Annotated in this window: 19 protein-coding genes; 9 read left to right on the top strand and 10 right to left on the bottom strand. The window is 66.3% G+C overall.

The window, feature by feature from the left end:
* The first annotated feature begins 56 nt into the window (after positions 1–56).
* On the top strand, positions 57–1,469 hold the full coding sequence (selA, locus tag C3Y92_RS06995; RefSeq protein WP_129351086.1) for an L-seryl-tRNA(Sec) selenium transferase: 1,413 nt from the start codon (positions 57–59) through the stop codon (positions 1,467–1,469).
* A gap of 174 nt (positions 1,470–1,643) precedes the next feature.
* On the opposite strand, the gene C3Y92_RS06990 is transcribed toward selA, so the two are convergent.
* Positions 1,644–3,215 carry an aminotransferase class V-fold PLP-dependent enzyme gene (locus tag C3Y92_RS06990; RefSeq protein WP_129351083.1) on the bottom strand — a complete coding sequence of 524 codons (1,572 nt, stop codon included), beginning with the start codon at positions 3,213–3,215 and terminating at the stop codon, positions 1,644–1,646.
* A 346-nt stretch (positions 3,216–3,561) separates the two neighbouring features.
* Here C3Y92_RS06990 and C3Y92_RS06985 point away from each other — a divergent pair, with 346 nt between their 5' ends.
* Together C3Y92_RS06985 and selB are read left to right on the top strand one after the other, a co-directional pair.
* The gene (locus C3Y92_RS06985; protein WP_129351080.1) at positions 3,562–5,001 is read left to right on the top strand and encodes an aminopeptidase; all 1,440 of its coding nucleotides are present in this window, start codon (positions 3,562–3,564) and stop codon (positions 4,999–5,001) included.
* A gap of 133 nt (positions 5,002–5,134) precedes the next feature.
* Entirely contained in the window at positions 5,135–7,054 is a 1,920-nt protein-coding gene (gene selB / locus C3Y92_RS06980; protein ID WP_129351078.1) for a selenocysteine-specific translation elongation factor, read from the top strand.
* Between the two features lie 185 nt (positions 7,055–7,239).
* Here the strand turns inward: selB and trpS are convergent, their stop codons facing one another.
* From trpS to C3Y92_RS06965, 3 genes are all read right to left on the bottom strand, one after another.
* Positions 7,240–8,247 carry a tryptophan--tRNA ligase gene (gene trpS / locus C3Y92_RS06975; protein ID WP_129351075.1) on the bottom strand — a complete coding sequence of 336 codons (1,008 nt, stop codon included), beginning with the start codon at positions 8,245–8,247 and terminating at the stop codon, positions 7,240–7,242.
* Positions 8,248–8,307: 60 nt separating this feature from the next.
* Positions 8,308–8,958, bottom strand: coding sequence for a site-2 protease family protein (locus C3Y92_RS06970; protein ID WP_129351072.1), 651 nt, complete (start codon positions 8,956–8,958; stop codon positions 8,308–8,310).
* A gap of 255 nt (positions 8,959–9,213) precedes the next feature.
* Positions 9,214–9,591 (bottom strand): response regulator, encoded by a 378-nt coding sequence (locus C3Y92_RS06965; protein WP_129351069.1) that lies wholly within the window; start codon positions 9,589–9,591, stop codon positions 9,214–9,216.
* Between the two features lie 144 nt (positions 9,592–9,735).
* Here C3Y92_RS06965 and C3Y92_RS06960 point away from each other — a divergent pair, with 144 nt between their 5' ends.
* Complete coding sequence (locus C3Y92_RS06960; protein WP_129351066.1) at positions 9,736–9,933, top strand: ubiquitin family protein; 198 nt, start codon at positions 9,736–9,738, stop codon at positions 9,931–9,933.
* An 85-nt stretch (positions 9,934–10,018) separates the two neighbouring features.
* Positions 10,019–10,945 carry an ATP-binding protein gene (locus tag C3Y92_RS06955; protein ID WP_129351061.1) on the top strand — a complete coding sequence of 309 codons (927 nt, stop codon included), beginning with the start codon at positions 10,019–10,021 and terminating at the stop codon, positions 10,943–10,945.
* Between the two features lie 112 nt (positions 10,946–11,057).
* Here C3Y92_RS06955 and C3Y92_RS06950 read toward each other — a convergent pair whose 3' ends face one another.
* Complete coding sequence (locus C3Y92_RS06950; RefSeq protein WP_129351059.1) at positions 11,058–13,775, bottom strand: tetratricopeptide repeat protein; 2,718 nt, start codon at positions 13,773–13,775, stop codon at positions 11,058–11,060.
* Between the two features lie 28 nt (positions 13,776–13,803).
* Here C3Y92_RS06950 and C3Y92_RS06945 point away from each other — a divergent pair, with 28 nt between their 5' ends.
* Positions 13,804–14,166: a molybdenum cofactor biosynthesis protein MoaE gene (locus C3Y92_RS06945; RefSeq protein WP_129351056.1), complete on the top strand. Its 363-nt coding sequence runs from the start codon at positions 13,804–13,806 to the stop codon at positions 14,164–14,166.
* Between the two features lie 179 nt (positions 14,167–14,345).
* Here the strand turns inward: C3Y92_RS06945 and C3Y92_RS06940 are convergent, their stop codons facing one another.
* Complete coding sequence (locus C3Y92_RS06940; protein WP_129351053.1) at positions 14,346–15,263, bottom strand: glycosyltransferase family 2 protein; 918 nt, start codon at positions 15,261–15,263, stop codon at positions 14,346–14,348.
* Between the two features lie 97 nt (positions 15,264–15,360).
* Between C3Y92_RS06940 and C3Y92_RS06935 the strand changes: the two genes are divergently transcribed.
* The gene (locus tag C3Y92_RS06935) at positions 15,361–16,110 is read left to right on the top strand and encodes a UPF0280 family protein (RefSeq protein WP_129351050.1); all 750 of its coding nucleotides are present in this window, start codon (positions 15,361–15,363) and stop codon (positions 16,108–16,110) included.
* Positions 16,111–16,268: 158 nt separating this feature from the next.
* Here the strand turns inward: C3Y92_RS06935 and clpB are convergent, their stop codons facing one another.
* The 3 genes from clpB to C3Y92_RS06920 form a co-directional block, all read right to left on the bottom strand.
* Entirely contained in the window at positions 16,269–18,869 is a 2,601-nt protein-coding gene (gene clpB, locus C3Y92_RS06930; RefSeq protein WP_129351047.1) for an ATP-dependent chaperone ClpB, read from the bottom strand.
* Between the two features lie 114 nt (positions 18,870–18,983).
* Positions 18,984–19,301 (bottom strand): chaperone modulator CbpM, encoded by a 318-nt coding sequence (locus tag C3Y92_RS06925; RefSeq protein WP_129351044.1) that lies wholly within the window; start codon positions 19,299–19,301, stop codon positions 18,984–18,986.
* An 18-nt stretch (positions 19,302–19,319) separates the two neighbouring features.
* Positions 19,320–20,348 carry a DnaJ C-terminal domain-containing protein gene (locus C3Y92_RS06920; protein WP_129351041.1) on the bottom strand — a complete coding sequence of 343 codons (1,029 nt, stop codon included), beginning with the start codon at positions 20,346–20,348 and terminating at the stop codon, positions 19,320–19,322.
* A gap of 188 nt (positions 20,349–20,536) precedes the next feature.
* Between C3Y92_RS06920 and C3Y92_RS06915 the strand changes: the two genes are divergently transcribed.
* The gene (locus C3Y92_RS06915) at positions 20,537–21,274 is read left to right on the top strand and encodes a Smr/MutS family protein (protein ID WP_129351038.1); all 738 of its coding nucleotides are present in this window, start codon (positions 20,537–20,539) and stop codon (positions 21,272–21,274) included.
* A gap of 104 nt (positions 21,275–21,378) precedes the next feature.
* Here C3Y92_RS06915 and C3Y92_RS06910 read toward each other — a convergent pair whose 3' ends face one another.
* Positions 21,379–23,148 (bottom strand): motility associated factor glycosyltransferase family protein, encoded by a 1,770-nt coding sequence (locus tag C3Y92_RS06910; protein ID WP_129351035.1) that lies wholly within the window; start codon positions 23,146–23,148, stop codon positions 21,379–21,381.
* Positions 23,149–23,274: 126 nt separating this feature from the next.
* Between C3Y92_RS06910 and C3Y92_RS06905 the strand changes: the two genes are divergently transcribed.
* Positions 23,275–25,590 (top strand): cysteine synthase, encoded by a 2,316-nt coding sequence (locus C3Y92_RS06905; RefSeq protein ID WP_129351031.1) that lies wholly within the window; start codon positions 23,275–23,277, stop codon positions 25,588–25,590.
* Positions 25,591–25,594 lie beyond the last annotated feature (4 nt).

Raw genomic sequence — 25,594 nt, 5'->3', positions numbered from 1 at the left:
TTCGGGGTATTTGTCGCGCCTTGACGCATTGCCAACGCCAACCCCCCGGGATCGCCGTGCAAAACCTGTTTCGCCTTCTGCCCCCGGTCGACGCCGCCCTGGGCAGCCTCGCCCAGGACCCTGCCCTGGCCGCGCTGCCCCGGGCCATGCTGCGCGACGCCGTTACGGACTACCTCGACGGGCTGCGCGACGACATCCGCACCGGCCGGCTGACCGAACCGGCCCAGCTCGACCATAGCCTGCTGTTCGCCCAGTGCGCCCGGCAGGTCGCCGCCGCCACACGGCCACATTTCCGGCGCGTCATAAACGCCACCGGCGTGGTGGTGCACACCAACCTCGGCCGCTCGCTTTTAGCCCCCGAGGCCGCCGCCGCCGCCGCTGACGCCTGCCTACGCTACTCCAATCTGGAGTTCGATCTGGCCACCGGCGAACGCGGCAGCCGCTACAGCCACGTGGTCGACATCCTGCGCACCCTGACCGGGGCCGAGGACGCGCTGGTCGTCAACAACAACGCCGCCGCCGTCATGATCGTCCTGGAAACCCTGGCCAAGGGCCGCGAGGTCATCGTCTCCAGGGGGCAGCTCGTGGAGATCGGCGGCTCGTTTCGCATCCCCGAGGTCATGGCCAAATCCGGGGCCGTGCTGCGCGAGGTCGGAGCCACCAACCGCACCCACCCGCGCGACTACGAAAACGCCGTCAGCCCGGAAACCGCCGCGCTGCTCAAGGTCCACACCTCCAACTACCGCATCGTGGGGTTCACCAAGGAAGTCTCCCTGGCCGAACTGGCCGAACTGGGCGCGCGCCTGGGACTCCCGGTCATCGAGGACCTCGGCAGCGGCAACCTGACCGATTTCGCGGCCTGCGGCCTGCCCGGCGAACCGACCGTCCAGCAGGCCGTGGCCGAGGGCGCGGACGTGGTCACCTTTAGCGGCGACAAGGTGCTGGGCGGCCCCCAGGCCGGCATCATCGTCGGCAAGGCCAAGTATATCGCCGCCATCCGCAAAAATCCCCTCAACCGGGCCATGCGCATCGACAAGATGACCCTGGCCGCCCTGGAAGCCACGCTGCGCCTCTACCGCGACCCCGAGCGCGCCCGGGCCGTCATCCCGACCCTGGCCATGATCACGGCCACCCCCGAGGCGCTGGCCAAAAAAGCCCGCAAGCTGGCCGGGCTGCTGCGAAAGGCCTTGGCCGGGCGCTACGCGGTTTCGGCCATCCCCGGCGCTTCCCGGGTGGGCGGCGGGGCCTATCCCGAACGCGATCTGCCGACCACCCTGGTGGCGCTGCGTCCGCTTGCCGACGCGCCTTCGCCCGACGCCCTGCGCCAGCGGCTGCTCTCGGCCGATCCGCCGCTGGTGGCCCGCACCCAGGACGACGCCCTGCTGCTCGACCCCCGCACCCTGGCCGACGACGAGCTGAAGCTTGTGGCTTTGGTGCTGGCCCAGGCCAGCCGGCCCGAAACCGCCTAACGCCGCCGCCTCCCGCAAAATTCCACCCCATTCCAAAAGACAAGGCTCCCGCCGGTCGCCATGACCGGCGGGAGCCTTTTTCGCTCGGATCTCGACGCCGCAAGCCGCGCCGGCCTGGGACGGTCGCGCCCCGGAGCTTGGCCGCTGCCTCGGGCGCAAGGAACACGCTGCACGCTAAATGTAGGCCCGCGAAGGCGGCGAACTGGGGAGCCTGCCGGCGCGAAGCGCCTCCACCACGTCGGCGATGGCCGCCACCACGCCCTCGACGTCGCCGGCCAGATTGCAGATCGACGGCGACACGCGCAGCAGGTCCTGCCCCATGACCTGCAAATAGGCGATGGCGAAACGGTGTTTGGCGTAGACATGCTGCATGACGTCGCCGGCCGCCACGCCCTCGGGCGTGCGGAACAGATAGACGGCGCTGCGCAGCGCGTCGTTGGTGGTCGGCGTGACGATGTGCCGCCAGGCCGCGTCTTCCCGAAAGTCGGGGAACATCCGGGGCAGATGCCGGTAGAGCGCGTTTTTGAGCCGCGTGCCCAGGGCATGGGTCCGGGCCTCGACGCGCTTTGGCGTCACGCCGGGATGGAAGTGGCCGGTGTGAAACAGCGCCGTCATCCAGGCCGCCACCAGGGTGACGTCGTTTTGCTGGCCCAGGTAGGAAAAACGCCGGGCCGTGGCGTCGATGCCGCCGCTTTCGGGCGCGAAACCGTAATGGGCCGGGGTGTTGATGTGCTCGTCGTAGCCCCAGGCGCCCGGCGCGAAGCGTTCGGCCGCGCCCGTGGCCGGGTTCATGTAGATGACGCCGACCATGCGGGGGCCGCAGGGCCATTTGTGGAAACTGCCGGCGATGCTGTCCACGCCGGTTTCCTCAAGGCGCATGTCCAGCACGCCAAAGGCCTGGGCGCTGTCGGCGTGGATGTGGATGTCCTTGTTTATGGCCCGCAGTTCCTCGACGATGCGCCGCATGGGCAGGATCAGGCCGCTTTCGTTGGACTGCCAGGAGAGGCTGACGACCTTGGTGTTGCGGTCCACCAGCCGCAAAAGCGCGGCGACGATCTCATCCTCGCCGGCCGGGTCCGAGGGCACGACCCCGGCCCGGGCCTCGTCGTCGGAAACGGTTTGCGCGAACAGCTTCGTGCGCATGATCCGCACCGAATCCGGCCCCCATCCCTGGGTCGCCTTGCGGTAGAGCCAGGCTTCGTGGTTGGTCGGGTGGTTGACGTCCCAGACCACGACATTGTCCCGGGCGGGATCGAAAAATCCCGAGGCGACCAGGCCGTTGTTGATGCAGTTGTTGGCCTGGGTGGCGTTGGCCGTCAGCGCGAGCAAGGCGTTGGCCGGCGCGTCCAGCCCGCCCAGGCCGATCCAGGTCTTGACCGCGTCCAAGCCGTGCACCAGGCCGGCCTCGGCCAGCTCGCCACGCAGCGCAAAGGATATGTCCACTTCCATGAGCCGGCGCACGAGTTCCCCCATGGCCGAAACCGGCGTCAGCGCCGGACACATGTTGGCGGCGTTGACGGAAATGCAGCCAAAGGCGTCGCGGTCGAAGTAGCGCCGCACCAAGGCTTCCCACTGGGCCTCGTCGTCCGGGGCCAGGGCGTGGCCGGCAAAGGGACGGCCCTGCGCGCGCCACAAGGCGATGGCCGCGAAAATGCGTTCCAGGGCGGAACCGGGCGGCGCTTTCTTCCAGGCCCCGTCGCAGGCAAGGGCCGCGCCGAGATCGTCGCGCCAGATAAAATCGCTCATCGACAACCCTCTCCCCGCCTCGCTGCCTACGCTTTGGCCCAAGGCGACAACAATCGGGCCATGGCCCGTTTATTCCCCAAGATACCCGGCCGAGCCGGCCGGGGGTCCGTCCATAGCCCCTTGGGCCGCCGCCGGCAAGGGGGATGCCGCAGCGGCGGCGATTTCCGTCCAAGCCCCCCCTTTACCCCTTTTCCCGTCGAGGGGGTCCGCGGGGGATCATCCCCCCCGGCCGCCGACATGCTACACGCACCGCCCGGGCGGCGAACCCCGCGCCAAAGGGGGTTCCCTCGCCGGGCCGAGATGCTTATGATCAGCCTTCGTACGATCATGGAGGAACCCGCGCATCATGACCAACGACACCACCAAGGCGGAAAACCAACCCTCTTTCGCCATTGAAGCCAAAAGCTGCTGGGAGACCTACGCCTCCCCCGAAGTCCGCCAGGACATGCAGACCCTGGCCGAGGGCTACGTGTCCTTTCTCACCGCCTGCAAGACCGAACGCGAAACCGTGCATTTCGTGCGCGAGGCCCTGGCCGGGGCCGGATTCGCCGAATGCGACGACGATTTCGCCGGGGACGCCGTTTTTCGCGTCATGAAGGGCAAGACCGTCTTTGTGGCCCGCAAGGGCAAAAAGCCCCTGCGTGAAGGCTTCCGGCTGGTCGGGGCCCACTGCGACACGCCGCGCATCGACCTCAAGCAGCGCCCGCTCTATCAGGACTGCGGCGTGGCCCAGCTCAAGACCCACTATTACGGCGGCATCCGCAAGCACCAGTGGCTGGCCCGGCCCCTGGCCCTGCACGGCGTGGTGGCCAAAAAGGACGGCACGGTGGTGCCGGTGACCATCGGCGAGGACGCCGCCGATCCGGTCTTTGCCATTCCGGACCTCTTGCCGCACCTGGCCTACCGGCAGGTGGAAAAAAAGCTGTCCGAAGCCTTTGAGGCGGAAAAGCTCAACATCCTCATCGGCCACTCCCCGGCCGACAAGCCGGAACAGGCCGAAGGCGAGGAAGCCGACAAGGCCGCCAAGAACGGCAACGAGGCCATCAAGGCCAAGGTGCTTGATCTCTTAAACGCCAAGTACGGCATTACCGAACCCGATCTCTACAGCGCCGAGCTGCAGGCCGTGCCGGCCGGTCCGGCCCGCTTTGTCGGCCTGGACGGGGCGCTGGTCGGCGGCTACGGCCAGGACGACCGGGTCTGCGTCTATACGGCCCTGTCCGCCCTGCTCGACGCGCCCCAGCCCGAGCACACCCAGATCGTGCTTTTCTGGGACAAGGAAGAGATCGGCTCCGAAGGCTCCACCGGGGCCAAGTCGCGCTTTTTCGAATATTGCCTGGAAGACTTGATCGACGCCTGGGACGCCGGCGCGCGCAAGAGCCGGGTGCTGGCCGCCGGCAAGGCCGTGTCGGCCGACGTCCACGCCGCCCTGGACCCGGACTATCAGGATCTCCACGAGAAGCTCAATTCGGCGCTTTTGGGCTTTGGTCCGTGCTTTTGCAAGTTCACCGGCCATCGGGGCAAGGTCGGGGCCAACGACGCCCACCCCGAGTATGTGGCCTGGCTGCGTAACCTCCTGGACGAGGCCGGCATCCCCTGGCAGATGGCGGAACTGGGCCGGGTGGACCTCGGCGGCGGCGGCACGGTGGCCAAGTTCCTGGCCGTCTACGGCATGGACATCATCGATTTCGGCCCGGCCGTGCTCAGCATGCACAGCCCGTTCGAGATCACCAGCGTGGCCGACATCTACGCCAGCAAACTGGCCTACAAGGCCTTCCTGTCGAGCTAACGGCAACGCCTCTAACCCCATGTTGGGGGTCCGGGGGCCTAAGGCCCCCGGCGGAGAGGTCCAGGAGAGGCAGCGCCTCTCCTGGCCGCCGGAGGCATCTTCATCTTCTTCTTACGCTCACAAGGACGCGCACATGCCAGTGATCATGGGGACGGCCGGGCATATCGACCATGGCAAGACGACGCTCATCAAGGCGCTGACCGGCATCGACTGCGACCGTCTGGCCGAGGAGAAAAAGCGCGGCATCACCATCGAACTGGGCTTTGCCTTCATGGATCTGCCCGGCGGCGCAAGGCTTGGCGTGGTGGATGTGCCGGGCCATGAGCGGTTCGTCAAAAACATGGTGGCCGGCGCGGCCGGCATCGATTTCGTGACGCTGGTCATCGCCGCCGACGAGGGCGTCATGCCCCAGACCCGCGAGCATCTAGACATCTGCACCCTGCTTGGCGTGTCCACGGGGTTGGTAGCCCTGACCAAATGCGACATGGTGGACCCGGACTGGCTGGCCATGGTCACCGACGACGTGCGGGCGGAACTGGCCGGCACGTTCCTGGCCGATGCCCCCATTTTTCCCGTCTCCTCTCACACCGGCCAGGGATTGCCGGAGCTGCGCCAGGCGCTGTCCGACCTGGTGGCCGCCTTTGCCCCCAAGCGCCGCTCGGATCTGGCCCGGCTGCCCATCGACCGCGTGTTCACCCTGCGCGGCCACGGCACGGTAGTCACGGGCACGCTCATCGCCGGATCGTTTAAAATCGGCGACGACGTGCGCCTTTTCCCGACGGACAAACGCTCCAAGGTCCGGGGGCTGCAGTCCCACGGCGAATCCGTCGAGGTTTCGCCGGCCGGCCGGCGCACGGCCGTCAATCTGGCCGGCCTGGAGGTCGAGGACATCGAACGCGGCGAAGTGCTGGCCCTGCCCGGCACGCTTTTTCCGGACACCGTCTGGGAAGCCGAAATCCACTGTCTGGCCTCGTCGCCGCGTGGGCTGAAGCACCGCACCGAGGTGCATCTGCACCACGGCACCCGGGAGATCCTGGCCCGCATCCATCTGCTCGACCGCGACAAGCTCGAACCCGGCCAGACGGCCGTGTGCCAGCTGCGCCTGCCCGAACCCCTGGCCGGCGTCCACGGCGACCGGGTGGTCATCCGCTCGGGCGCGCCGCTGCGCACCGTGGCCGGCGGCCGGGTCGTCACGCCCATGGCCTATCGCATCAAGCGCAACACCGAGGCCACCACCGCGCTTTTGGCCGAACTGACCGCAGCGTCCGGGGCGGGAATGGTCGCCCTGCAACTGCGCCGGGCCGGACCGGACGGCCTGGGGTTTGCCCGGCTCATGACCCTGTCCGACCTGGAATCCAAGGCCCTGGAAAAGGCCCTTGGGGCGCTTTGCGACAAGGGCGGCGCGGCCCTGGTCGACCGCGAAGGCAAGGAAGGCCGCCACTACGTCCACGGCGACACCGTGGCCGAACTGGCGGCCACGCTGACCGACTTCGTCGCCGCCTTCCACAAGCGCGAACCCCTCAAGCTCGGCGTGTCGCGCAGTGAGCTGGCCTCCACCTGGGGCAAGAAGCTCACCCCCAAACTGTTCCACTTCATGGTCGAACGCCTGCTGCGCGCCGGTAAACTGGCCACCGAAGGCGACGTCATCCGCCTGCCCGACCACAAGGTCTCCCTGGCCTCGGACCAGGCCAAGCTGCGCGGCATCCTGCTTGACGCCTACGTCAAGGGCGGCCTGACCCCACCCAACGTGAAAGACATCCTGGAGCCGCTGGACCTGACCTTCAAGGAGGCCCAGCCGGTCTACAAGGTGCTCCAGGACGAAGGGTGCATCGTCAAGGCCCAGGAAGGCATGTACTTCTGCGCCGAAGCCATCAAGGCGCTCATCGAGAAGGTGCAGGCCTACTACGCCGCCGGCGCTCTCGACATGGGACCGGCCGAATTTCGCGAACTGACCGGCCTGTCGCGCAAATTCCTCATCGCGCTGCTCGAATACCTGGACAAGGAAAAGGTGACGGTCCGGGTCGGCGACAAGCGGCAGTTACGTAAACGGTGAGAAGTAAAGAGGAAGATGCCTCCGGCGGCCAAAGGGGCTGAGCCCCTTTGGAAACCCCGCATGGGGAAAAACCATAGCGCCTGTTGGCGCGCGGCTTCGCGCGCGCCAACAGGCGCTATGGTTTTTCAGGTCGGGGGGCCGGGGGGCTGAGCCCCCCGGCCGCCGGAGGCATCTTCCTGTCTTATCTAAAAGATAAAGTTCAACTTTTTCTTGAGCGCGTCCAGATTTCGCGAAGCGCGGGCGCGGGCTTTGCCGTTGCCGGCTTCGAGCATGTCCCAGACGAGCTTGGGGTCTTTGTCGAAGGCCTTACGCCGGTCGCGGATGGGTTCAAGGAAGGCGTTCATGGATTCGACGAGGAGCTTCTTGCAGTCGCCGCAGCCCCAGGTGGCCTGGGTGCAGCCCTCGACGATTTCGGGCAGCCTGGCCGAGTCGGTGAGCAGCTCGTGGTAGGGGAAGAGATTGCATTCCTTGGGATCACCCGGGTCGGTCAGGCGAGCGCGCTTTTCGCAGGTCAGCATGCTCATGACCTTCTTCTTCATGGCCCCGGGCTCTTCGGACAGGCCGATGGCGTTGCCGTAGCTCTTGCTCATCTTGCGGCCGTCGAGGCCGGGCAGCTTCGAATCCGGGGTGAGCATGGCTTGGGGTTCGGGGAAGAAGTTGCCGTAGAGGTGGTTGGCCCGGCGGGCGATTTCCCGGGTAAGTTCCAGGTGGGGCAGCTGGTCGAGGCCCACGGGCACGAACCCGGGCTTGTAGAGCAGGATGTCCGAGGCCATGAGCACGGGGTAGCCCAAAAAGCCGTAGGTGTTGAGTTCCTTGGCGGCCAGCTCCTGGAGCTGGTCCTTGTAGGTGGGGCAGCGCTCCAGCCAGGAGACCGGCGTGACCATGGACAGCAGCAGATGCAGCTCGGCGTGCTCCTTGACCTGGGACTGCTGGAACAGCACGGATTTTTCGGGATCCAAGCCGGCGGCCACCCAGTCCTTGACGAGTTCGGGAACAAAGCCCTTGATGCGCTTGGGGTCGGCGTATTCGGTGGTGAGCGCGTGCCAGTCGGCGACAAAGAAGAAGCACTCGTGGCTGTCCTGGATGTTGACCCAGTTCTTGAGCACGCCAAAGTAGTGGCCGAGGTGGAGCGCGCCGGTGGGGCGCATGCCGGAGACGATGCGTTTGTTTTCCTTGGGGGCGTTGTCGCTCATGGGCTTGTGTTCCGTTTTCGTCGTGGAGGGTATCGGGTGAAGGCGGCCGGGGCCGCGGCCTTACAGCAGGATCTGGGTGAAGTAGCGCACCGGCGGCAGGATGATGCGGCCAAGGATGCCGGTGACGGCCAAAAGCAGCAGCGCGAAAAATCCCCAGCGGCCGAGGTCCATGTAGCGCATGGCCAGATGGTGCGGCAGGAAGGCGGCCAGGACGTTGCTGCCGTCCAGCGGCGGCACGGGGATCAGGTTGAACACGGCCAGGGCCAGGTTGACCTGCACCCCGGCGGCGCAGATGTAGGCCAGGGGTTCGAGGATGCTGTAGGCCGTGGAGCCTTGGAGCGTCCCCATGGCGGCGTATTCGACCATGCGGATGGCCAGGGCGAAGAAGATGGCCAACAGCACGTTCATGGCCGGTCCGGCCAGGGCCACGAGCATCATGCCCTTGGCCGGGTCGCGGAAATAGCGCGGGTCCACGGGCACGGGCTTGGCCCAGCCGATCATGCGGGTGAGCAAAAAGGCCAACGCGCCGAAGAGATCAAGGTGTTTGATGGGGTTAAACGTCAGGCGGCCGGCCAGCCGGGCGGTTGGGTCGCCAAGCCAGTTGGCCACGTAGCCATGGGCCACCTCGTGGAAGGTGACGCCCATGAGGACCGGGACGAGGAGCAGCGCGATTTCCTGAACGGCGCGCGAAATATCGGGAAGCATGGGCATGGCGGCTAGCACGAACGCCGCGTCGGGGCAAGGGCAATCGCCCGGGCGGCGGCCGGCGCGCCAAGGCCGTTTGTGGCCTGGCCGTCTAGCCGTCCCCGACAAATGCGTTTGCCCGTATCGAAAACGGCAAATGTTTACGGCCACAGAAAAGCATGTATTGACGCGGGCGACAACAGGAGTGGCGTGCCCTTGGTGAGGGCATCGGGCAAGGGGCACACGCCCCCGCCGGCCGGAACCGGCAGGGGCGCGCTATGATCAGGACGCGCCGGCCAGGGCCTTGGCCATGGCCTGAGCGACCTTGGATTTGAGCTCGCCGAGATCCACGGATTTGACCACGTAGTAGTCGGCGGCGATGGATTTGAGATCGTGCTGGAAGCTGTCGTAGGCGGTGCTTAAAATCACCGGGACGGTCTGGTCCTTACCCCGGATTTCCTGAAGGAGGTCCAACCCCGAGCGGTTGCCGCCAAGTTTGATGTCGAGGACCACCACATCGGGGGCATGTTTTTCCAACAGCGCCAGGATGTCGTCCTCGCCGTCCGAGACCGCGACCACGTAGCCCTCGCCTTCCAGTTCTTCCTGATAGAGCATCCGAATATGCTTTTCGTCGTCAACGACCAGTATCTTCCCGCTCATGACTAACTCCTTGCGGTGCTGGACAAATCGGCAAGTCGCCTGTCCGCTGCTTCCACCTTATGCGCAAAACCCTTTCCACGGTCAACCGTTTTCCGACCGTGACCGGCTTGATTCCGGGAAGGGGCCGGGATACTAAGCCGGGCCATGATCACCGTGACCATAGACGGCAAAAATCAGCCGACCACCTACCCGAAAATCAAGACCGTCCTCCAATTGCTCAACAATCTTCACCTGCGCGTCAACGATGCGCTCATCATCCGCGATGGCGAGCTGCTCACCCCGGATCGCCACCTGTGGCCCGGGGACCATGTCACCGTGCGGATGGTGGTTTCCCGGGGCTGATGGCCGGCATTTGCCCCCTGTCCCCTTTTCGGCGCGGCCGCCGCGTACGGCAGCTGCTCCCTTTTGCCATGACAAGGACCAATCCATGAAGTGCAAGCGCTGCGGCGAACTGGCGGCGGTCAAGCTGCCAAGCCACCATGCCGGTTTCTGCCCGAGCTGTTTCGAGGGGTTTTTCAAAAAGCAGGTGGAGACGGCCGTGCGCCGCCACGGCATGATCGGCCGGGATGAGAAGGTGCTGGTGGCTGTCTCGGGCGGCAAGGACTCGCTGGCGCTCATGCGGGTGCTCACCGACCTCGGCCACGTGGTGGAGGGACTCCACGTCCATCTGGGCATCCCGGACTCGTCCGACCCGGTGGCCGAGCGCACCAAGGCCTTTTGCGCCGCAAACGGCCTGACCCTGCACGTGCTCCACACCGCCGAGCACGGCCTGGCCGTGCCGGACGTCAAGGACGCCGTGCGCCGGCCGGTGTGCGCCGTGTGCGGCAAGATCAAGCGGCACTACTTCAACCGCTTCGCCTACGAAAACGGCTTTGCCGCCCTGGCCACCGGCCACAATCTCGACGATGAGACGGCCCGGCTTTTCGCCAACGTCCTGCGCTGGGATCCGGCCTACCTGGGAACCCAGGGTCCGACGCTGCCCGGCGAGGGCAAGTTCGTGCGCAAGATAAAGCCCCTCTACCGGCTGACCGAATTCGAGACGGCGGCGTATTGCTTCTTAAAGGGCATCGACCACTGGAAAGCGGCCTGTCCCTACAGCGGCGGGGCCAGCTTCACGGGTCACAAAAAGCTCATCGCCGACCTGGAAGACCGCAGCCCCGGTCAGAAGACCGCCTTTTACGAGGCGTTTTTGGCCCAGGGCCGGCCGCACTTCGCCGGCGCGTCCCGGGGCGAGGGGCAGGATACGCTTTACGCCTGCGCCCAGTGCGGTTTTCCGTCGTCCGGGGAGGTCTGCGGCGTGTGCCGGGTGCGCGAGCAGGTGGCGACCCACAAGGCGCGGCGGGAAGCGGTCTAGCGCCGCGTCCACGAAAAGCACACCGGACATCTCGCAGACAACAGACTAACCCATTATTTTTTTAAAAAATACTCTCGTATTTTTTAAGGGATGCGACACGAGCGCCGCCCCCCTACTTCTTGGGCGTGGCGGCCTTGGCTTTGGGGGCCGGCTTGGGCTGTTTCTTCTTCGGCTTTTTCTTGGGCAGCTTGCCCTCTTCGGCCAGCTTGAACAGCTTGCGCTTTTTTGAATCAAAGGTCAGGGCGGTGTTGATGGCGGCCAGGGCCAGGGCGGCGATGGTCAAGATCACCACCAAGCCCTTTTGCAGCTGCCACTTCTGGTTCTCCATCATCTCGGCCACCCAGCCCTGGCCGTAGCGCTGGAAGAAATAGACCATAAGCGGCACGACGATAAGCGACAGCCCCAGGCTCGCCACTTCCATCCACATGAAATTGCGCCCGAAAAGCATGACGAAAAAGGTGGTGTCGCGCACGACCCGCAGCGTCACCAGCCGCGTGCGCAAGGTCTGGATGCGCTCGTCCACCTCGGGCATGGTCTCGCGGCTTTTGCGGAAATTCTCGGCCTCGTCCATTTTGGCAGTACGCATCCAGTTAAGCCTTGTGGCGCAGTAATTGAAATCGCGGTTGAACTCCCGCAGCATGGCCGGAAACGGAAACCAGGCCGCCTCGCGCTGGATGGCCCGCAAATCCTCCACCTGCCGGTCCTGGCGGGCGCGCATGGCGGCCAACTCGGCCTCGATGGCTTTTTTGACCTCGCCTTCGAAGACGTCCACTCCGGCCACGAACCGCTTGAAGGCCACGTAATTGCTAACTTTGCCGAGCTTGCCGAGTTCCTCGGCCCGGCTGGCCGCCTCGGCCAGATAGGGGTCTTCGTCGAGAAACCGGCCGCGTACCGCCTCGGACAGCTCCGTCAGGACCAATTGCCGTCCCTTGGCTTCATCCCTGGCCGCGTTCCAGATGCGCCATAAGGCCCCAAGCACCTGCAACCGGCCACGTTCCAGCTCGGGATCGAGCATCACCCGGTGGAAGGTCGGCGCGTCGGCGGCCACCAGGGGCAGCAGGTACTGCAAGCCCTGGTCGATGAAGCCCATTTTCACCAGGCACACGCCCTGGCGGTAGGTCGGTTCGATCCATTTGGGGTTTTCGCGCAGGGTTTCGCGATACTGGGCGATGGCCCGGTGGCAGTCGCCTTGAATCTCCCAGGCCCGGCCTTCGAGAAAATGGAAATAGCCGCGCTGCAGGGCCGTGTAGCAAAGCCGGCCGGACTCCTGCCAATAATAGACGGTCTTGGTCCAGTCGCCGGCCTCCAGGGCCTGGAAGCCTTGCAGGGACTTGGGCTGGTAGGCCCGGGGATACTTGGACAGGGCCTCGGCCATGAGCGCGTCGTAGTTCTCGCCGTCGCCGGCCCGAAGGGCCGACAGCGCCCCCCAGATGAAATCGCCCTCGCGCTGGCCGAGTTGGCTCAGGCCATCGGGAAAGGTCTTGCCCTTGCTGCGCCACACGATCTCCAGCAGGCGCAGTTGGAAGGGCATGTCGGTCTCGAAGATGGACTGGTAATACAGCGAAGCCGCGTCGCTCCCGCCGAGCAGCCGGACCGACTCGGCGGCGAAATCGGCGGCCAGGGCGCTTTCGAGGCCCTCGGACAAGGCTTCAAGGCTGCCCATGTCCACATCGCCAAACCGCTCCCACACGCCGGAGTCCAGGGCCATAAGCTGTTTGGACGGGCAGTTGCGCGGCTCGTGGTTGTTCAGGCCGCAGTAGAAGCACGGCTTGGCGTCGCCGCCGGACAAGGCCGAAGGCAGCGGCACGGCCAGCTCGCCCTGGGGTTCCTCGTCAGCCGCGGCCTCGTCGGACGACTCGGCCCGGGCCAGGCTCACGTTGCACCAGTCCTCGATATTGACGCCCCGGGACAGCGTGCGGGCCTCGTGGATGACGAAATCGCCGCCCAGGAGAAAGGCCGTGCGGTAACTCATGTGGGGAAAATCCGGACTCATCTGGTCCCAGTCCAGGCCCAGGCGGCGCGGCAAGTCCTTGCCCAGGGTGCGGCCCTTGGACGAGGCGGCGACCATGACGCTTGGCCAGTAGTGGCCGGACTCGCCCTCTTCTTTCAGGCGCATGATGCGGGCGATGGTGTCGCGCGCCCAGGCGCGCAGCTTCTTGATCCCCGAGAGTTCGAAAAGCAGAAAGCCTTCGTGGCGGGTGAACTTGACGCCCAGGCGTTCGACGATGTCGAGGAGTTCCTCGGCGATGTTGCGCCAGCCCTCGGCGGTGTTGCGGCTTAAGGGGTCGCCCAGGGGGCGCAGCACGCAGTACCAGATGAGCCCCGGGTCGTAGGCCAGGGCGGTGTCGGCGTCCAGGCGCTCGAAAGCCACCCGGGCCAGGCCCATGGTCGGCTTGACGGGCTGGAGCGACAGCCCCGGGATCATGGCCACCTGGGGCTTCAAATTGGGATGGAGCAGGACCTCCAGGGTTTCGCCCGGGGAGACGTGCTGGCGCGAGAGCTCCACGGACATGGTCAACGACCGGTCGAACTTGGGGCCGACCAGCATGGCCGCCGGCACCACTTCGATGAAAAGCCGCATGGGATTGACCTTGCCCCACACGAGAATGCGCCCAAGGGCCCGCAGACCCTCATCGCCGCAAAAAAACCACAGGGCCTGGCCGTAGGCGTCGGCCATGCGCAGGCCGCCGTAGTCTTCGAGCATGGTGGGCACGCCCGGGTCGAGCTCGCCGTCCCAGGTCATCCAGACGCAGATGGCGTTGTGCACCATGCGCGTGGTCGGAATTTGCGGCAGCTTCTCCAGCAGATTGGCGATGTAAAACGTGGACAACGGGGCTGTTCTCCCTTACTTGCCGCTTATGGACATCTCAAAAACCATCGCCTCGCTCAAAACCGAGCCGGGCTTCCTGGAAAAGGTCGGCATGGTGCTTGTGCACAACGGCGTGGCCCGGGCCACGTCGCGAAACGGCGCTCCCGTGGGCAAGCTCGAAGTCACGGTGAACCAGGAGCTTGTTGAGGCCATCCGCCGCGAGGGCGAAGCCATGCCCGGCATGTTCCGGGTGCTGGTCACGGCCAACGCCGGCGTCTTCGTGCCCGGCGACGACCTGCTTTTTATCATCGCCGCCGGCGACATCCGCGAAAACGTCCTGGCCGCGCTGACCCATACGCTCACCCGCATCAAGGCCGAGGCCATCCGCAAGCGGGAAATCGCGCCCGAATAGCCCGGCGCGAACGGCGACGGGGAGGCAATGCCGGCTTTGGCCGGCCCATCTGCCCTGCCCCAGGCAAACCCGGGACGGCTTGGGGCCGCCGGGCTGGCGTTGTGTTGTCGCGGTTTGTCGGGTGCGTTCATGCCTGTCTCGCTTGTCGCCGTGGGGCCTATCCGGCCACGCAGGCTGACTCAGCCGGCCGCCGTGTCGGCTGTTTCCTTGCCGCCTGCCCCGGCCAGCCCGGCCCGGGCGCTGTCCAAAGCCGCTTCCACCATGGCCGTGACCCGGCCGGCCTCCTCGGCCCGGTCGCGCTTGAGGCAGCCGGCGGCGTAAATGGCGGTTTTACGTCGCAACTCCTTCTCAATGCAAGCAAAGTGCCAGGCAGTTGTTTCCGGTCGGCCCAGCAGCCCCACCATGGCCCGGATGCGAAAGAGGTCCTGGCCGATGTAGAGGGTGGAGAGCTGGTCGCCCCGACCGCCGTGGCGCACGACCTGATATTCGTCCAAAAGCCCGATGGGGCGCGTGAGCATGATGCGCAGCCACAGGTCATAGTCCTCGCAGGCCGGCAGGCTCTCGTCGAAAAAGCCCGCCGCCTCGATGACGCCGCGCTTGAAAATGGTGGTGGACGGACTGACCAGGCACATGCCCAGCGACGCTTCGAAAAACCAGCCGTCAGGCTTTTTGTGGATATGGGTGGGGTTGACCCGTTTGCCGCCGCGTATCCAGATTTCCTGGGTCTGGCTGACGGCGTGGCCGGTGGCGGCCATGTAGGCCAGCTGGCGTTCGGTCTTTTTGGGCAGCCATTCGTCGTCGGAATCCAGCAGCGCCAGATAGTCCCCGCGCGCCGCCCGCACGGCCTCGTTGCGGGCTGCCGACACCCCGCCGGACGTGTCGCGGCGCAGCACCCGGATTCGCGGATCGTCAAAGCCGGCCAACACCCCGGCCGTGTCGTCCACCGAGCCGTCGTCCACAATCAGGATCTCCAGGGTCTTCCAGGTTTGCCCCAGGGCCGAAGCCACGGCCCGGGGCAGCAGCTCGGCCCGGTCGCGGGTGGGAATGATGACCGTGACAAGGGGACCGGCCGACGATAGGAAATCTGCAGGCGTCATGGCCCGGACACTACATGCCGGGAGCCGCCCTGCCAAGGCCGCCGGCCTTGCCGGGCCGGCCAAGCCTGCCTGACGCTTTCCCCCAACCGGAGCTGCCATGATGGACCAGCCGCATCTCGACCCCGTGCGCGACTACCGCCGCCGGACCGCCCGCCGACCGGGCGAGCAGAGCTTCCAGGTGGTGGTGGCCCAGACAGACCTTTACGTCACGGCCCAGCGCGACCTGGCCCGGGACATGGCCGATTACGTGTCCGGGCTTCGGGCCGGCCTGTCCACCTACCTGCTGCTCAATCCCGATTTCCAGCGCAGCCTGACGCCGGTGGCGGCCGGCCCGGACGCGCCGGCCATCGCCCAGGACATGGCCGAGGCGGCGGCCCGGTTTGGCGTGGGGCCCATGGCCGCCGTGGCCGGGGCTTTCGCCCAGGCCGTGGCCGACCGGTTCGTGGGCCGCTCACCGGAGCTCTTGGTGGAAAACGGCGGCGACGTTTACCTGCACGGAAAAAAGGAACGGCTGGTGGCCCTGCTCGCCAAGCCCGTGGAAGGGGCGCGGCTGGCCTTGCGCTTTGACGCGGCTAGCCTGCCGGCGGCGGTGTGCGCCTCCTCGGCCACGGTGGGGCCGTCGCTGAGCCTGGGCCGGGCCGACATGGTGACGGTGGTGGCCGACCGGGGGGCGGTGGCCGACGCGGCGGCCACCGCCCTGGCCAACCTGCTCGTCACGGCCGAGGACATGGAGGGCGTGCTGGCCGCCGCCAAGGGCATGGCCAAACGCGGCGTGCGCGGGGTCTTTGTCCAGCTCGGCGACCTCGTCGGGCTGGTGGGCGACCTCGACCTCGTGGCCCTGGAATAAGCACCGCTAGCGGCCTTTTCCCGGACCACAATCGACAGCCTCTTCACGGGCGTCGACTCGTGCCCCTCTCCCGTCCGACGCCCTGCCCAGACAACAAAACGGGCCGCCTCCCCGACAAGGGAAGCGGCCCGTTGGGTATTTTTCTCGCACCGGGCGGCCTAGACGAAGACCAGCGCCCCGTCCTGCATGTCCACCGTGACGGTCTGGCCGTCCATGACCTGGCCGCCGATGAGGGCCTTGGCCAGGGGCGTTTCGATGTGGGCCTGCAAATAGCGCCGCAGCGGCCGGGCCCCGAAGACCGGATCGTAGGCCGTCTCGGCGATAAACGCCTTGGCCGGGTCGGTGAGCGTCAGGCTGATCTTGCGGTCGGCCAGCCGGGCGCGCAGCCCGCCGAGCATGAGTTCCACGATGGCGGCGATCTGTTCGCGCAACAGCGGCTTGAAGAGCACGACCTCGTCCACGCGATTGAGGAACTCCGGCCGGAAGTGCCCGCGCAGGGTGTTCATGACCGACTCGGACACGCCCTCCTTGAACTCGCCCGAGGGCAGGATGCCGTCGAGCATGTACTGCGCCCCCAGATTGGAGGTCATGATGATGATCGTGTTCTTGAAATCCACGGTGCGGCCGTGGCTGTCGGTGAGCCGGCCGTCGTCGAGGATTTGCAGCAGCGCGTTGAACACGTCGCTGTGGGCCTTTTCGATCTCGTCGAAAAGCACCACGCTGTAGGGCTTGCGGCGCACGGCCTCGGTGAGCTGGCCGCCCTCGTCGTAGCCGATGTACCCCGGAGGCGCGCCGATGAGCCGGGCCACGGTGTGGCGCTCCATGTACTCCGACATGTCCAGGCGCACGATGTTGTCCTCGGTGTCGAAAAGCGCCGCGGCCAGGGTCTTGCACAGCTCGGTCTTGCCCACGCCCGTGGGGCCAAGGAAGATGAATGACCCGATGGGCCGGCCGGGGTCCTTAAGCCCCGCCCGGGCGCGCAGCACGGCGTCGGCCACGGCCGTGACGGCCTCGTCCTGGCCCACCACCCGGTCATGGAGCACCTCTCCCAGGCGCAGAAGCTTTTCGCGCTCGCTTTCCAGCAGCCGCGTCACCGGGATGCCGGTCCAGCGCGAGATGACCATGGCGATGTCGTCCGGGGCGACTTCCTCGCGGATAAGCCGCGTGCCGCCGGCCGCCTTGGCGATGGCCGCTTCCTGGCCGGCCAGATCGCGCTCCAGACCGGCCAGGCGACCGTAGCGCAGCTCGGCCGCCTTGTTGAGGTCGTAGGCGCGCTCGGCCTCCTCAATAGCCAGCTTGGTCTTTTCGATGTCTTCCTTGATGCGCCGCAGGACCTCGACGGCCCCCTTCTCCTTTTCCCACTGGGTCATGAAGCCGGCCTGGCTTTCCTTCAGGTTGGCCAGCTCTTCCTCAAGCTTTTCCAGGCGCTCGCGGGAGGCCTTGTCGGTTTCGCGCTTAAGCGCCTCGCGCTCGATTTCCAGCTGCATGACCTTGCGGTTGATCTGGTCAAGTTCGGCCGGCAGCGAATCGATCTCGGTGCGGATCATGGCCGCGGCCTCGTCGATGAGGTCGATGGCCTTGTCCGGCAACTGGCGGTCGGGCAGGTAGCGCTGGGACAACACCGCCGCCTCGACCAGCGAGGAATCGTTGATGCGCACGCCGTGGTGGACCTCGAAGCGCTCGCGAAGGCCCCGCAGGATCGAGATGGTGTCCTCCACGGTCGGCTCGTCGACAAAGACCGGCTGGAAACGCCGCTCCAGGGCCGGGTCCTTTTCGATGTACTTGCGATACTCGTCCAGGGTCGTGGCGCCGATGCAGTGCAGTTCGCCCCGGGCCAGCATGGGCTTGAGCAGGTTGCCCGCGTCCATGGAGCCTTCGGTCTTGCCCGCGCCGACGATGGTGTGCAGTTCATCGATAAACAGGATGACCCGGCCTTCGGAGCTCTGCACTTCCTTGAGCACGGCCTTTAAACGCTCCTCGAACTCGCCCCGGTACTTGGCTCCGGCGATAAGCGCGCCCATGTCGAGAGCGAAGATGGTCTTTTCCTTGAGGCCCTCGGGCACGTCCTTGTTGACGATGCGCATGGCCAGGCCTTCGACGATGGCCGTCTTGCCCACGCCCGCCTCGCCGATGACCACGGGATTGTTTTTCGTGCGGCGCGACAGGATGCGGATGACGCGGCGAATCTCCTCGTCGCGGCCGATGACCGGATCGATCTTGCCCTTTCTGGCGGCGTCCACCAGATCGCGTCCGTACTTGGTCAGGGCCTCGTAGGTGGCTTCCGGGTCGGCCGAGGTGACGCGCTGGCCGCCGCGTATTTCGTTCAGGGCGGCCAGGACGCGGTTCTTGTCGATGCCAAGCGCCTTGTTCACCTGGCCGGCCAGGGTGGACGGCCCCTCGTCGCAAAAAGCGAGGAACAGGTGTTCCACGCTGACGTATTCATCCTTGAGGTGGCGGGCCAGGTCCTGGCCCTTGACCAGGATTTCGTTGAGGCGCGGGGTCACGTAGACCTGCCCCGGCTGGACGCCCGGGCCGCTGACCTTGGGCAGGCGGGACAGCCCGCGTTCCAGCTCGGCCAGATAGGCCTGGCTGTTGTAGCCGGCCTTGTCCAGGATGCGGGGCACCAGCCCCTGGTCCTGGGTCAACAGGGCATAGAGCAGGTGCTCGGCGTCGACCTGCTGTTGGCCCATGCGAACGGCGACGGTCTGGGCCTCGCCGATGGCTTGCTGCGACTTTTGCGTAAACTTGTTGAGATCCATGCGTATCCTCCTCCGTGGCTGTCCAACAGATAAGATCGCGTCGGAACTTGGCAATAACTGGAAAAAAATTTCTTTTTCCCGCCGCAACCGTAATCATGCAGCGCGAAAAACAGGCTACAGTAGTCGATTCAGCTCGTTGACCTTGCCTTCCAAATACTCGATGCGTTCCAACAGATCGACCACGATGCTGGCTCCTAAAAGCGGCAGTTCGAAATCGCGCTGGATGCGGTCGAGCTTGCGCAGGCGGTAGACATCGCGGCTGCGGAACAGATAGGCCTCGGCCGTGGTGCGCTCGGGGGTGATCCAGCCCAGTTCGATGAGTTCGCCGACAACGGTCGGGTGCAGGCCGGTAAGTTCCTGAAGCTGGGCAAAGCTCAGCTTTTCGGACCGGGCGGGGACGCTGCCGGCGATGACGACGTGCTTGATTTCCATGGCGGCCTCCCTCGCTCCTTAAAAGTTCCTGGGGCTGAAATCGGGCGTGGCGGCGGCGAGCTTTTCCCAGAGTTGCTTTTGCTCGTCGCTCACACTGGCCGGCACCTGCACCATGAGGCGCACGAGTTGGTCGCCGCGCTGCCCCTTGCCGGAAAGGCCCTTGCCAGGCAGGCGCAGCTTGCGTCCGGAGGACGAGCCGGCCGGGATGTTCATCTCCACCGCCCCGTCCAGGGTCGGCACCCGCACCTTGCCCCCAAGCGCCGCTTCCCAGGGAGCCAGCGGCAGGTCGAGGATGACGTTGGCCTCCTCCAGCTTGAACAGCGCATGGGGCAGGATTTTCACCTTCAGATACAGGTCGCCGGCCTGGCCGCCGGCCCGGCCGGGATTGCCCTGGCCGGCCAGCCGGATTTTGGCCCCGTCGCGCACCCCGGCCGGGATGGAGACGTTGAGCCGCTTGGTCCCCAGGCGCGGGGAACCGTCCGGGCCGATGGTCTGCTCCTGAAAGGCCACTTCCTTGCCGCCGCCCTTGTAGGCTTCCTCCAGGGTCAGCTCCAGGGTGGCGTTGGCGTCGGCCCCACGGGTGGGGCCGCGCGAATAGCCGCCGGCCCCGCCAAAGCCGCCCGCGCCGCCAAAGCCGCCGAAATCGGTGAACCCGCCGGTCCGGCCGCCCCGGCCGGCGGACGCGCCGCCGCCCATTCCACCAAAGATGGTTTCGAAAAAGTCGGAAAACGACCCGGCGTCAAACTGCTGGCCGCCCGGGCCGCCAAAATTGTAGCGGACGTTTTCAAACCCCGGCGGACGCTGGAAATGCTGGCCGTCCTGCCAGTTGGCGCCGAGGGAATCGTAGAGCTTGCGCTTTTCGGGGTCTTTTAAGACCTCGTAGGCCTCGTTGCACTCCTTGAACTTCTTCTCGGCCTCGGGATCGTTCTGGTTGAGGTCGGGGTGGTGCTTACGGGCAAGCTTCTTGAAAGCCTTGGATATTTCGTCTTGGCTGGCGGTCTTGGAGACGCCGAGGAGCTTGTAGTAATCCTTGTATGCAACGCTCATAGGGGCAGTATCTCCCATTTCCGGCTGGTGGCCCGGCAAGTTTACATAATAAGTCGAGGTCCTGCCGCGTCAACCGCCGGACCGATTTTTCGGCGAACTCCCTGCCCTGTCAGACCTACACCAGGGCGGCGGCAAAGGCCAGAGGCGCGCTTGCCAAGGCCGCCCCAAGCCGCTAGCCTGCCCCTCCTATGTCGAAAAAAGACGATCCCAACGCGTTTCGCCCCTTTGCCGACTCCTTAAAAGGCGTCAAGGTGGCCCGGAAAAAGGACCTTCCCCCGGCCGTGTCCAAGGCCGTGGCCGCTGCCGCCGCCAAGCCGGCCGAACCCAAGGAAATTGACGAATCGGATTTCCTGCGGGCCATGTCCGGCGTGGCCAAGCTCGACCGGGAAAAAATTGGCGGCCGTGACGTGCGTCCCGTCGCCCCGCCGCCAGCGCCTCCCTCCCCGGCCGACGAGGAGCAAAACGCGCTCACCGCCCTGCGCGATCTCGTCGACGGCAAGGTGGAATTCACCCTGGAATACAGCGACGAATACGTCCAGGGCTTCATCACCGACCTCGACCCCAAGATCTACCGCCAACTGCGGGCCGGCCAGTTCTCGCCCGAGGCCCATCTGGACCTCCACGGCTTTACCGCCGATCAGGCCAAGCTCACCCTGTTCCATTTCATGCGCGAGCAGTATCTGGCCGGCAAGCGCTGCCTGCTGCTCATTCCCGGGCGCGGGGCCAATTCCCCGGGCGGACTGCCGGTGCTCAAGGAAGAACTCAAGTCCTGGCTCACCCACGACCCCTTAAAGCGCGTGGTGCTGGCCTTTACCACCGCCCTGCCCCGCCACGGCGGCGCGGGCGCGCTGTACGTGCTCATGCGCAAATACAAAAAGACCAAGGGCAAGGTCCGCTTCGAAAAGGACTGGCCGGATTTCGGCTAGTGTCGCGTCCGGCAACCGTCGCCATCCCTGCCCCGGATCACGAAAAAACGCGGCCGCGCCCTTTCGGAGCGCGGCCGCGTCTCGTTTTGCGTCAAATTTTCGCTTCAGGCCGCCCAGGACCCCGACGGGGCCAGACAGGCGTCGATCTCCCGGGTCTTTTCCAGAATGCGGCCCCGGATGGCCTTGAATGCCGTCAGTTCCTTGACACCATAGCGTTTTTTGGTCTGCACCAGCCCAGCCAAGTCCATGATCTCGTTGTAGAGATAGGGCATGTAGAGCGGATCGTGGCGGGTGAAGAACTGGATCTGGGAGAGCAGGTCCTTGATCTCCCGCTGGTGCTTGTCGGCCTTGCGCATGAGCTTCTCCAGCCGCCTTGAAGCGTTTTTGAGCGACGTCGCCCAAGCTTCGGCCTTGGGCGAAAAGATGGGCCGCGAGCGCGGGCTGGCCGCCCGGGCCAGGGCCTCAAGGAACACATCCTTGGCCGCGCCCCGGCTGGCGAACAAATCGCCCGAAGCCAGATCGGTCGGCCCCACGTTGACCGCGCCGTCAATGACCACGCCGCCGCCGTAGAGGTTGAAAAAACCGGCCGAGGAGGCATTGATATCCTTTTCGATGTCGCGCTTGGCGGCCAGAAAGCCCATGTGGGTGTAGATGGTCTGGCCGTGCAGGTTTTTAAGCTTCACATCGTCGCGGGGATTGTAGGTGTGCACCCAGACGGCGTTGTGGTGGCCGTCCACGTGGGTGCGCTCGCCCTGCCAGGACAGGTCGCAGCCGACGAACACGAAGCGTTCGGCCCCGGCCCAGCCCAGCAGGCGCTCCAACGTCACCGACACGTTGCCGCCAGCGTCCAGCACCAGCTCCTGGTCCTTGAGCACATAGGTGCCGATGCCGCCCTGGGTCCACAACGGGATGCGCGGCCCGGGATAACGGGCCACCACCGCCGGGTCCATCTTGGTGGAATAGACAAAGGGGATATCGGCCGCAAACGACAGGTCGCGCAAATTATCCAGGCTTTGCATCATGTTGTCGTTAAAGTCGATGGCCAGGCACAGGTCGGGCTTGATGCCCAGCCGTTCAAGCGCCGGCAGGGTCTGGAGGGCGGCGGCGTAAAAGCCCTTGTCCCGGTGCTCCCGCAGCACCGGCGCGAACTCGGCCAGGGACGGCCCCGCGCCAAGCAGCACGGCCGTCAATCCCTTGGCCATGCCGGCCATGCGGGCCAGACTGCCCTCGTCCATGGCCCGGGAGTAGTTGCGCAGTTCGTTGCCGACCATGACTTCCTGCTTGTGGCGCAACGTGGTGAGCTCCACCGACAGGCTTTCCATCTTGGCTTTGACCAGCGCCCCCAGGCGGGGATATTCCGGCCCTATCTGCTGACAGGCCAGATCGTTTCGCAGCCAGACCCGGGAAAACAGGAAGCTCACGTCAAAATTTTGGATGGCCAACTCAATGTCGGCCGCCCGGGGCGGCACGAAACGCAGCTTGCCATGGCGCAGATAAGGCCGGTAATCGGTCTGGCCCAGGCAAGCCAGGAGCATTTCCGGCCGGGGTTCGGCCACCAGCACCTTGTGGGAATCCGGCGTGCCGGTCAGCACGTGGTTGAGGCCATAACCGATGCCCACGCCGACAATGATGGTGCCCGCGCCCTCAAGCTGCTCCTTGGGCCGCCAGTCGCGGTAGAAAAACGGCGGCGGCAGCTTCTCGAACAGCCCCACGCCGTCGTCCATGCGCCAGTCCACGATGCCCGAGGCGTTGCGGTGCAGCCGCTCGTGGACAATGGCCGGATCGGGATTTTCCTCGGCCAGCCAGCGCCCGACCGGGTCGCCGGTCTCGGCCAGATACGCCAGGTTGTCGGCAAGGTACTTGTTGATCTCCATGGCCCCTTCCTTGGTTGAACTGGCCAAGCCCAAGCAAATTTCCTGCCACTCTTGCCGGTTGGCGGTTTTTTGCCTACCACGGACCCTGCCCGGACGAATGCGGGCCAAATTTCCGAGAGGCGCGCCATGATCCACGATTCCGTGTTGTCCCTGGTCGGCAAGACCCCGCTGGTGCGGATGCGCCGGGTTTGCCCCAATCCGCGCGTGACCATCTGCGCCAAGATCGAGTCCCGAAACCCCGGCGGCTCCATCAAGGACCGGGTGGCCCTGGCCATGATCGAGGCGGCCGAACGCTCGGGGGAACTCACCTCCGGGCGCACGGTCATCGAGGCCACCTCGGGCAACACCGGCATCGGCCTGGCCATGGTCTGCGCCGTCAAGGGCTATCCGTTAAAGCTCCTCATGCCGGCCTCGGCCTCGGAGGAAAGAAAGCGCATCATGCGGGCCTACGGCGCGGAAATCGTACTCACCCCGGGCAATCGGGGCACGGATGGGGCCATCGAGGAAGCCTACCGCCTGGCCCGGGAAGAGCCCGACCGCTACGTGCTCATGGACCAGTTCAACAACCCGGCCAGCATCGAGGCCCACTACGCGGCCACGGCCGTGGAGATCTTCGAATCCACGGGCGGAGCCGTCACCCACGTGGTGGCCGCCCTGGGCACCTCGGGCACGGCCATGGGGCTGGTCAAGAAATTAAAAGAACTGAACCCCGCCATCACCGTGGTGGCGGTGGAGCCACGGCCCGGCCACAAGATCCAGGGCCTCAAAAACATGCAGGAGTCCTATCCGCCGGGCATATTTAACAAGCACGCCCTGGACGCCATCGTGCCGGTGGAGGACGAGGACGCCTTTGCCATGGCCCGGCGGCTGGCCCGGGACGAAGGCATCCTGGCCGGCATGAGCGGCGGCGCGGCCATGGCGGCGGCGGCGCGGCTGGCCGGGGAACTGGCCGAGGGGCTCATCGTGGTCATCCTGGCCGACAGCGGCGAGCGCTACCTGTCCACCACCCTTTTTGCCGCGCCCGAGAAAAAGGGCGTGGCGCTCACCAGCGTCGGCCAGCCCGAACCGGTCCATCTCGACCCGGCTGCGGCCGCGCCCGGGCTTTTCACCTTCGGCCCGCCCCTGTCCGAGCCCGGCGACCTGGACGCCTGGCGGCGCATCGTCACCCTGGACGTGTTGCGGCGCACCCTTGCCCGCTCCGGCGGCCGGCCGACCCTGGCCGTGGGCCTGGCCGACCTGGACGACCGCTGCCTGGAGGCCTCGCGGGCGGCCGGGCGCAAGTGCCGGGAGTACGCCGAGAAGGCCCGGGAGCAGGTCGCCGCCCTGGCCGCCAGCCTGGGCGTGGCCGACGCGGTCTTTCCCCTGGCCGGCGAGGCCATGGACGAGGCCATGGCCCTGGCCCGCAAGCTCATGGACAAGGGCCTGGCCTACGAAAAACTGCGCAGCGTCTATTTCGACGTGGCCCGGGACAAGGCCTACGGCGGCCTGCTCGGCCTCGACATGACCAAGCTGTGCCTGGGCAAGACCGTGGACCTCGACTCCTACGCCAAGGACCATCCCCGGGATTTCACGCTTTTAAAACGCGTGAGCCTCAAGGACCTCAAGGCCGGCGACGTCTGGGCCACGGCCTGGGGCAACGTGCGGCCGAGCTGGTTTCTCCAGATGGCCTCGGCGGCCGTGCGCACCCTGCCGGCCGTGACGGTGGTGGCCACCGACGAGGACAAGACCTTCCCGCACATCGAGAACCTGCGTGCCGTCTGGGCTGGCGGGGCCGGGCTGGCCCCGGCCGTCTGGCTGGTTGGCGGGCGCATCTGCGGCCGCGAAGGAGCCCAGGCCGTGCCGACCCTGGCCGATCTGCTCGGCTACGGCGTCCATCCCCTGGCCGTGCGGGCTTGGCTGCTCTCCACGAGCTACCACAAGCCCCTTTGCGCCGCGCCCGAGGCCCTGGCCATGTGGGAACGCAACCGGACGCGCATCCAGGAGCTGGCCGCCGGCCTGACTCTGGCCGCCGGAGAGGGACAGCCCTCGGGCGCGGCCCAGGCCGAGGCCGAAGGGCTGGAAGCGGCCCTGGAGGCCGCCCTGGCCGAGGACCTGTCCGTGGCCCAGTTCTGGCCGGCCCTTTTTGCCTTTGCCCGCCAGGCCAACGCCGGACTGGCCGCCGGGACCCTGAGCAGCGCCGACGCCGCCCGCCATCTGGCCGCTTTGACCGCCGCCGACGCCGCCCTCGGCCTGCTCGACCCGGCCGGTCTGCCGCTGTCGCCCCCCAACTGGCCGGCCGAGGCGGCCCGGCTCATCGAAGCCCGGGGGCAAGCCCGGGCGGCCAAAGATTTCACCCAGGCCGACGCCCTGCGCCGCGACATCGAGGCCATGGGGCTGCGCCTGGAAGATGGCCCCGGGGGCGCGCGCCTTTTCGCCGCCCGGCCGCCTGCGGGCCAGGGCTAGTGTC

It is taken from the genome of Solidesulfovibrio carbinolicus (assembly GCF_004135975.1).
Classification (GTDB): Bacteria; Desulfobacterota; Desulfovibrionia; order Desulfovibrionales; family Desulfovibrionaceae; genus Solidesulfovibrio; species Solidesulfovibrio carbinolicus.
This window is presented reverse-complemented; position numbering and strand designations above follow the sequence as displayed.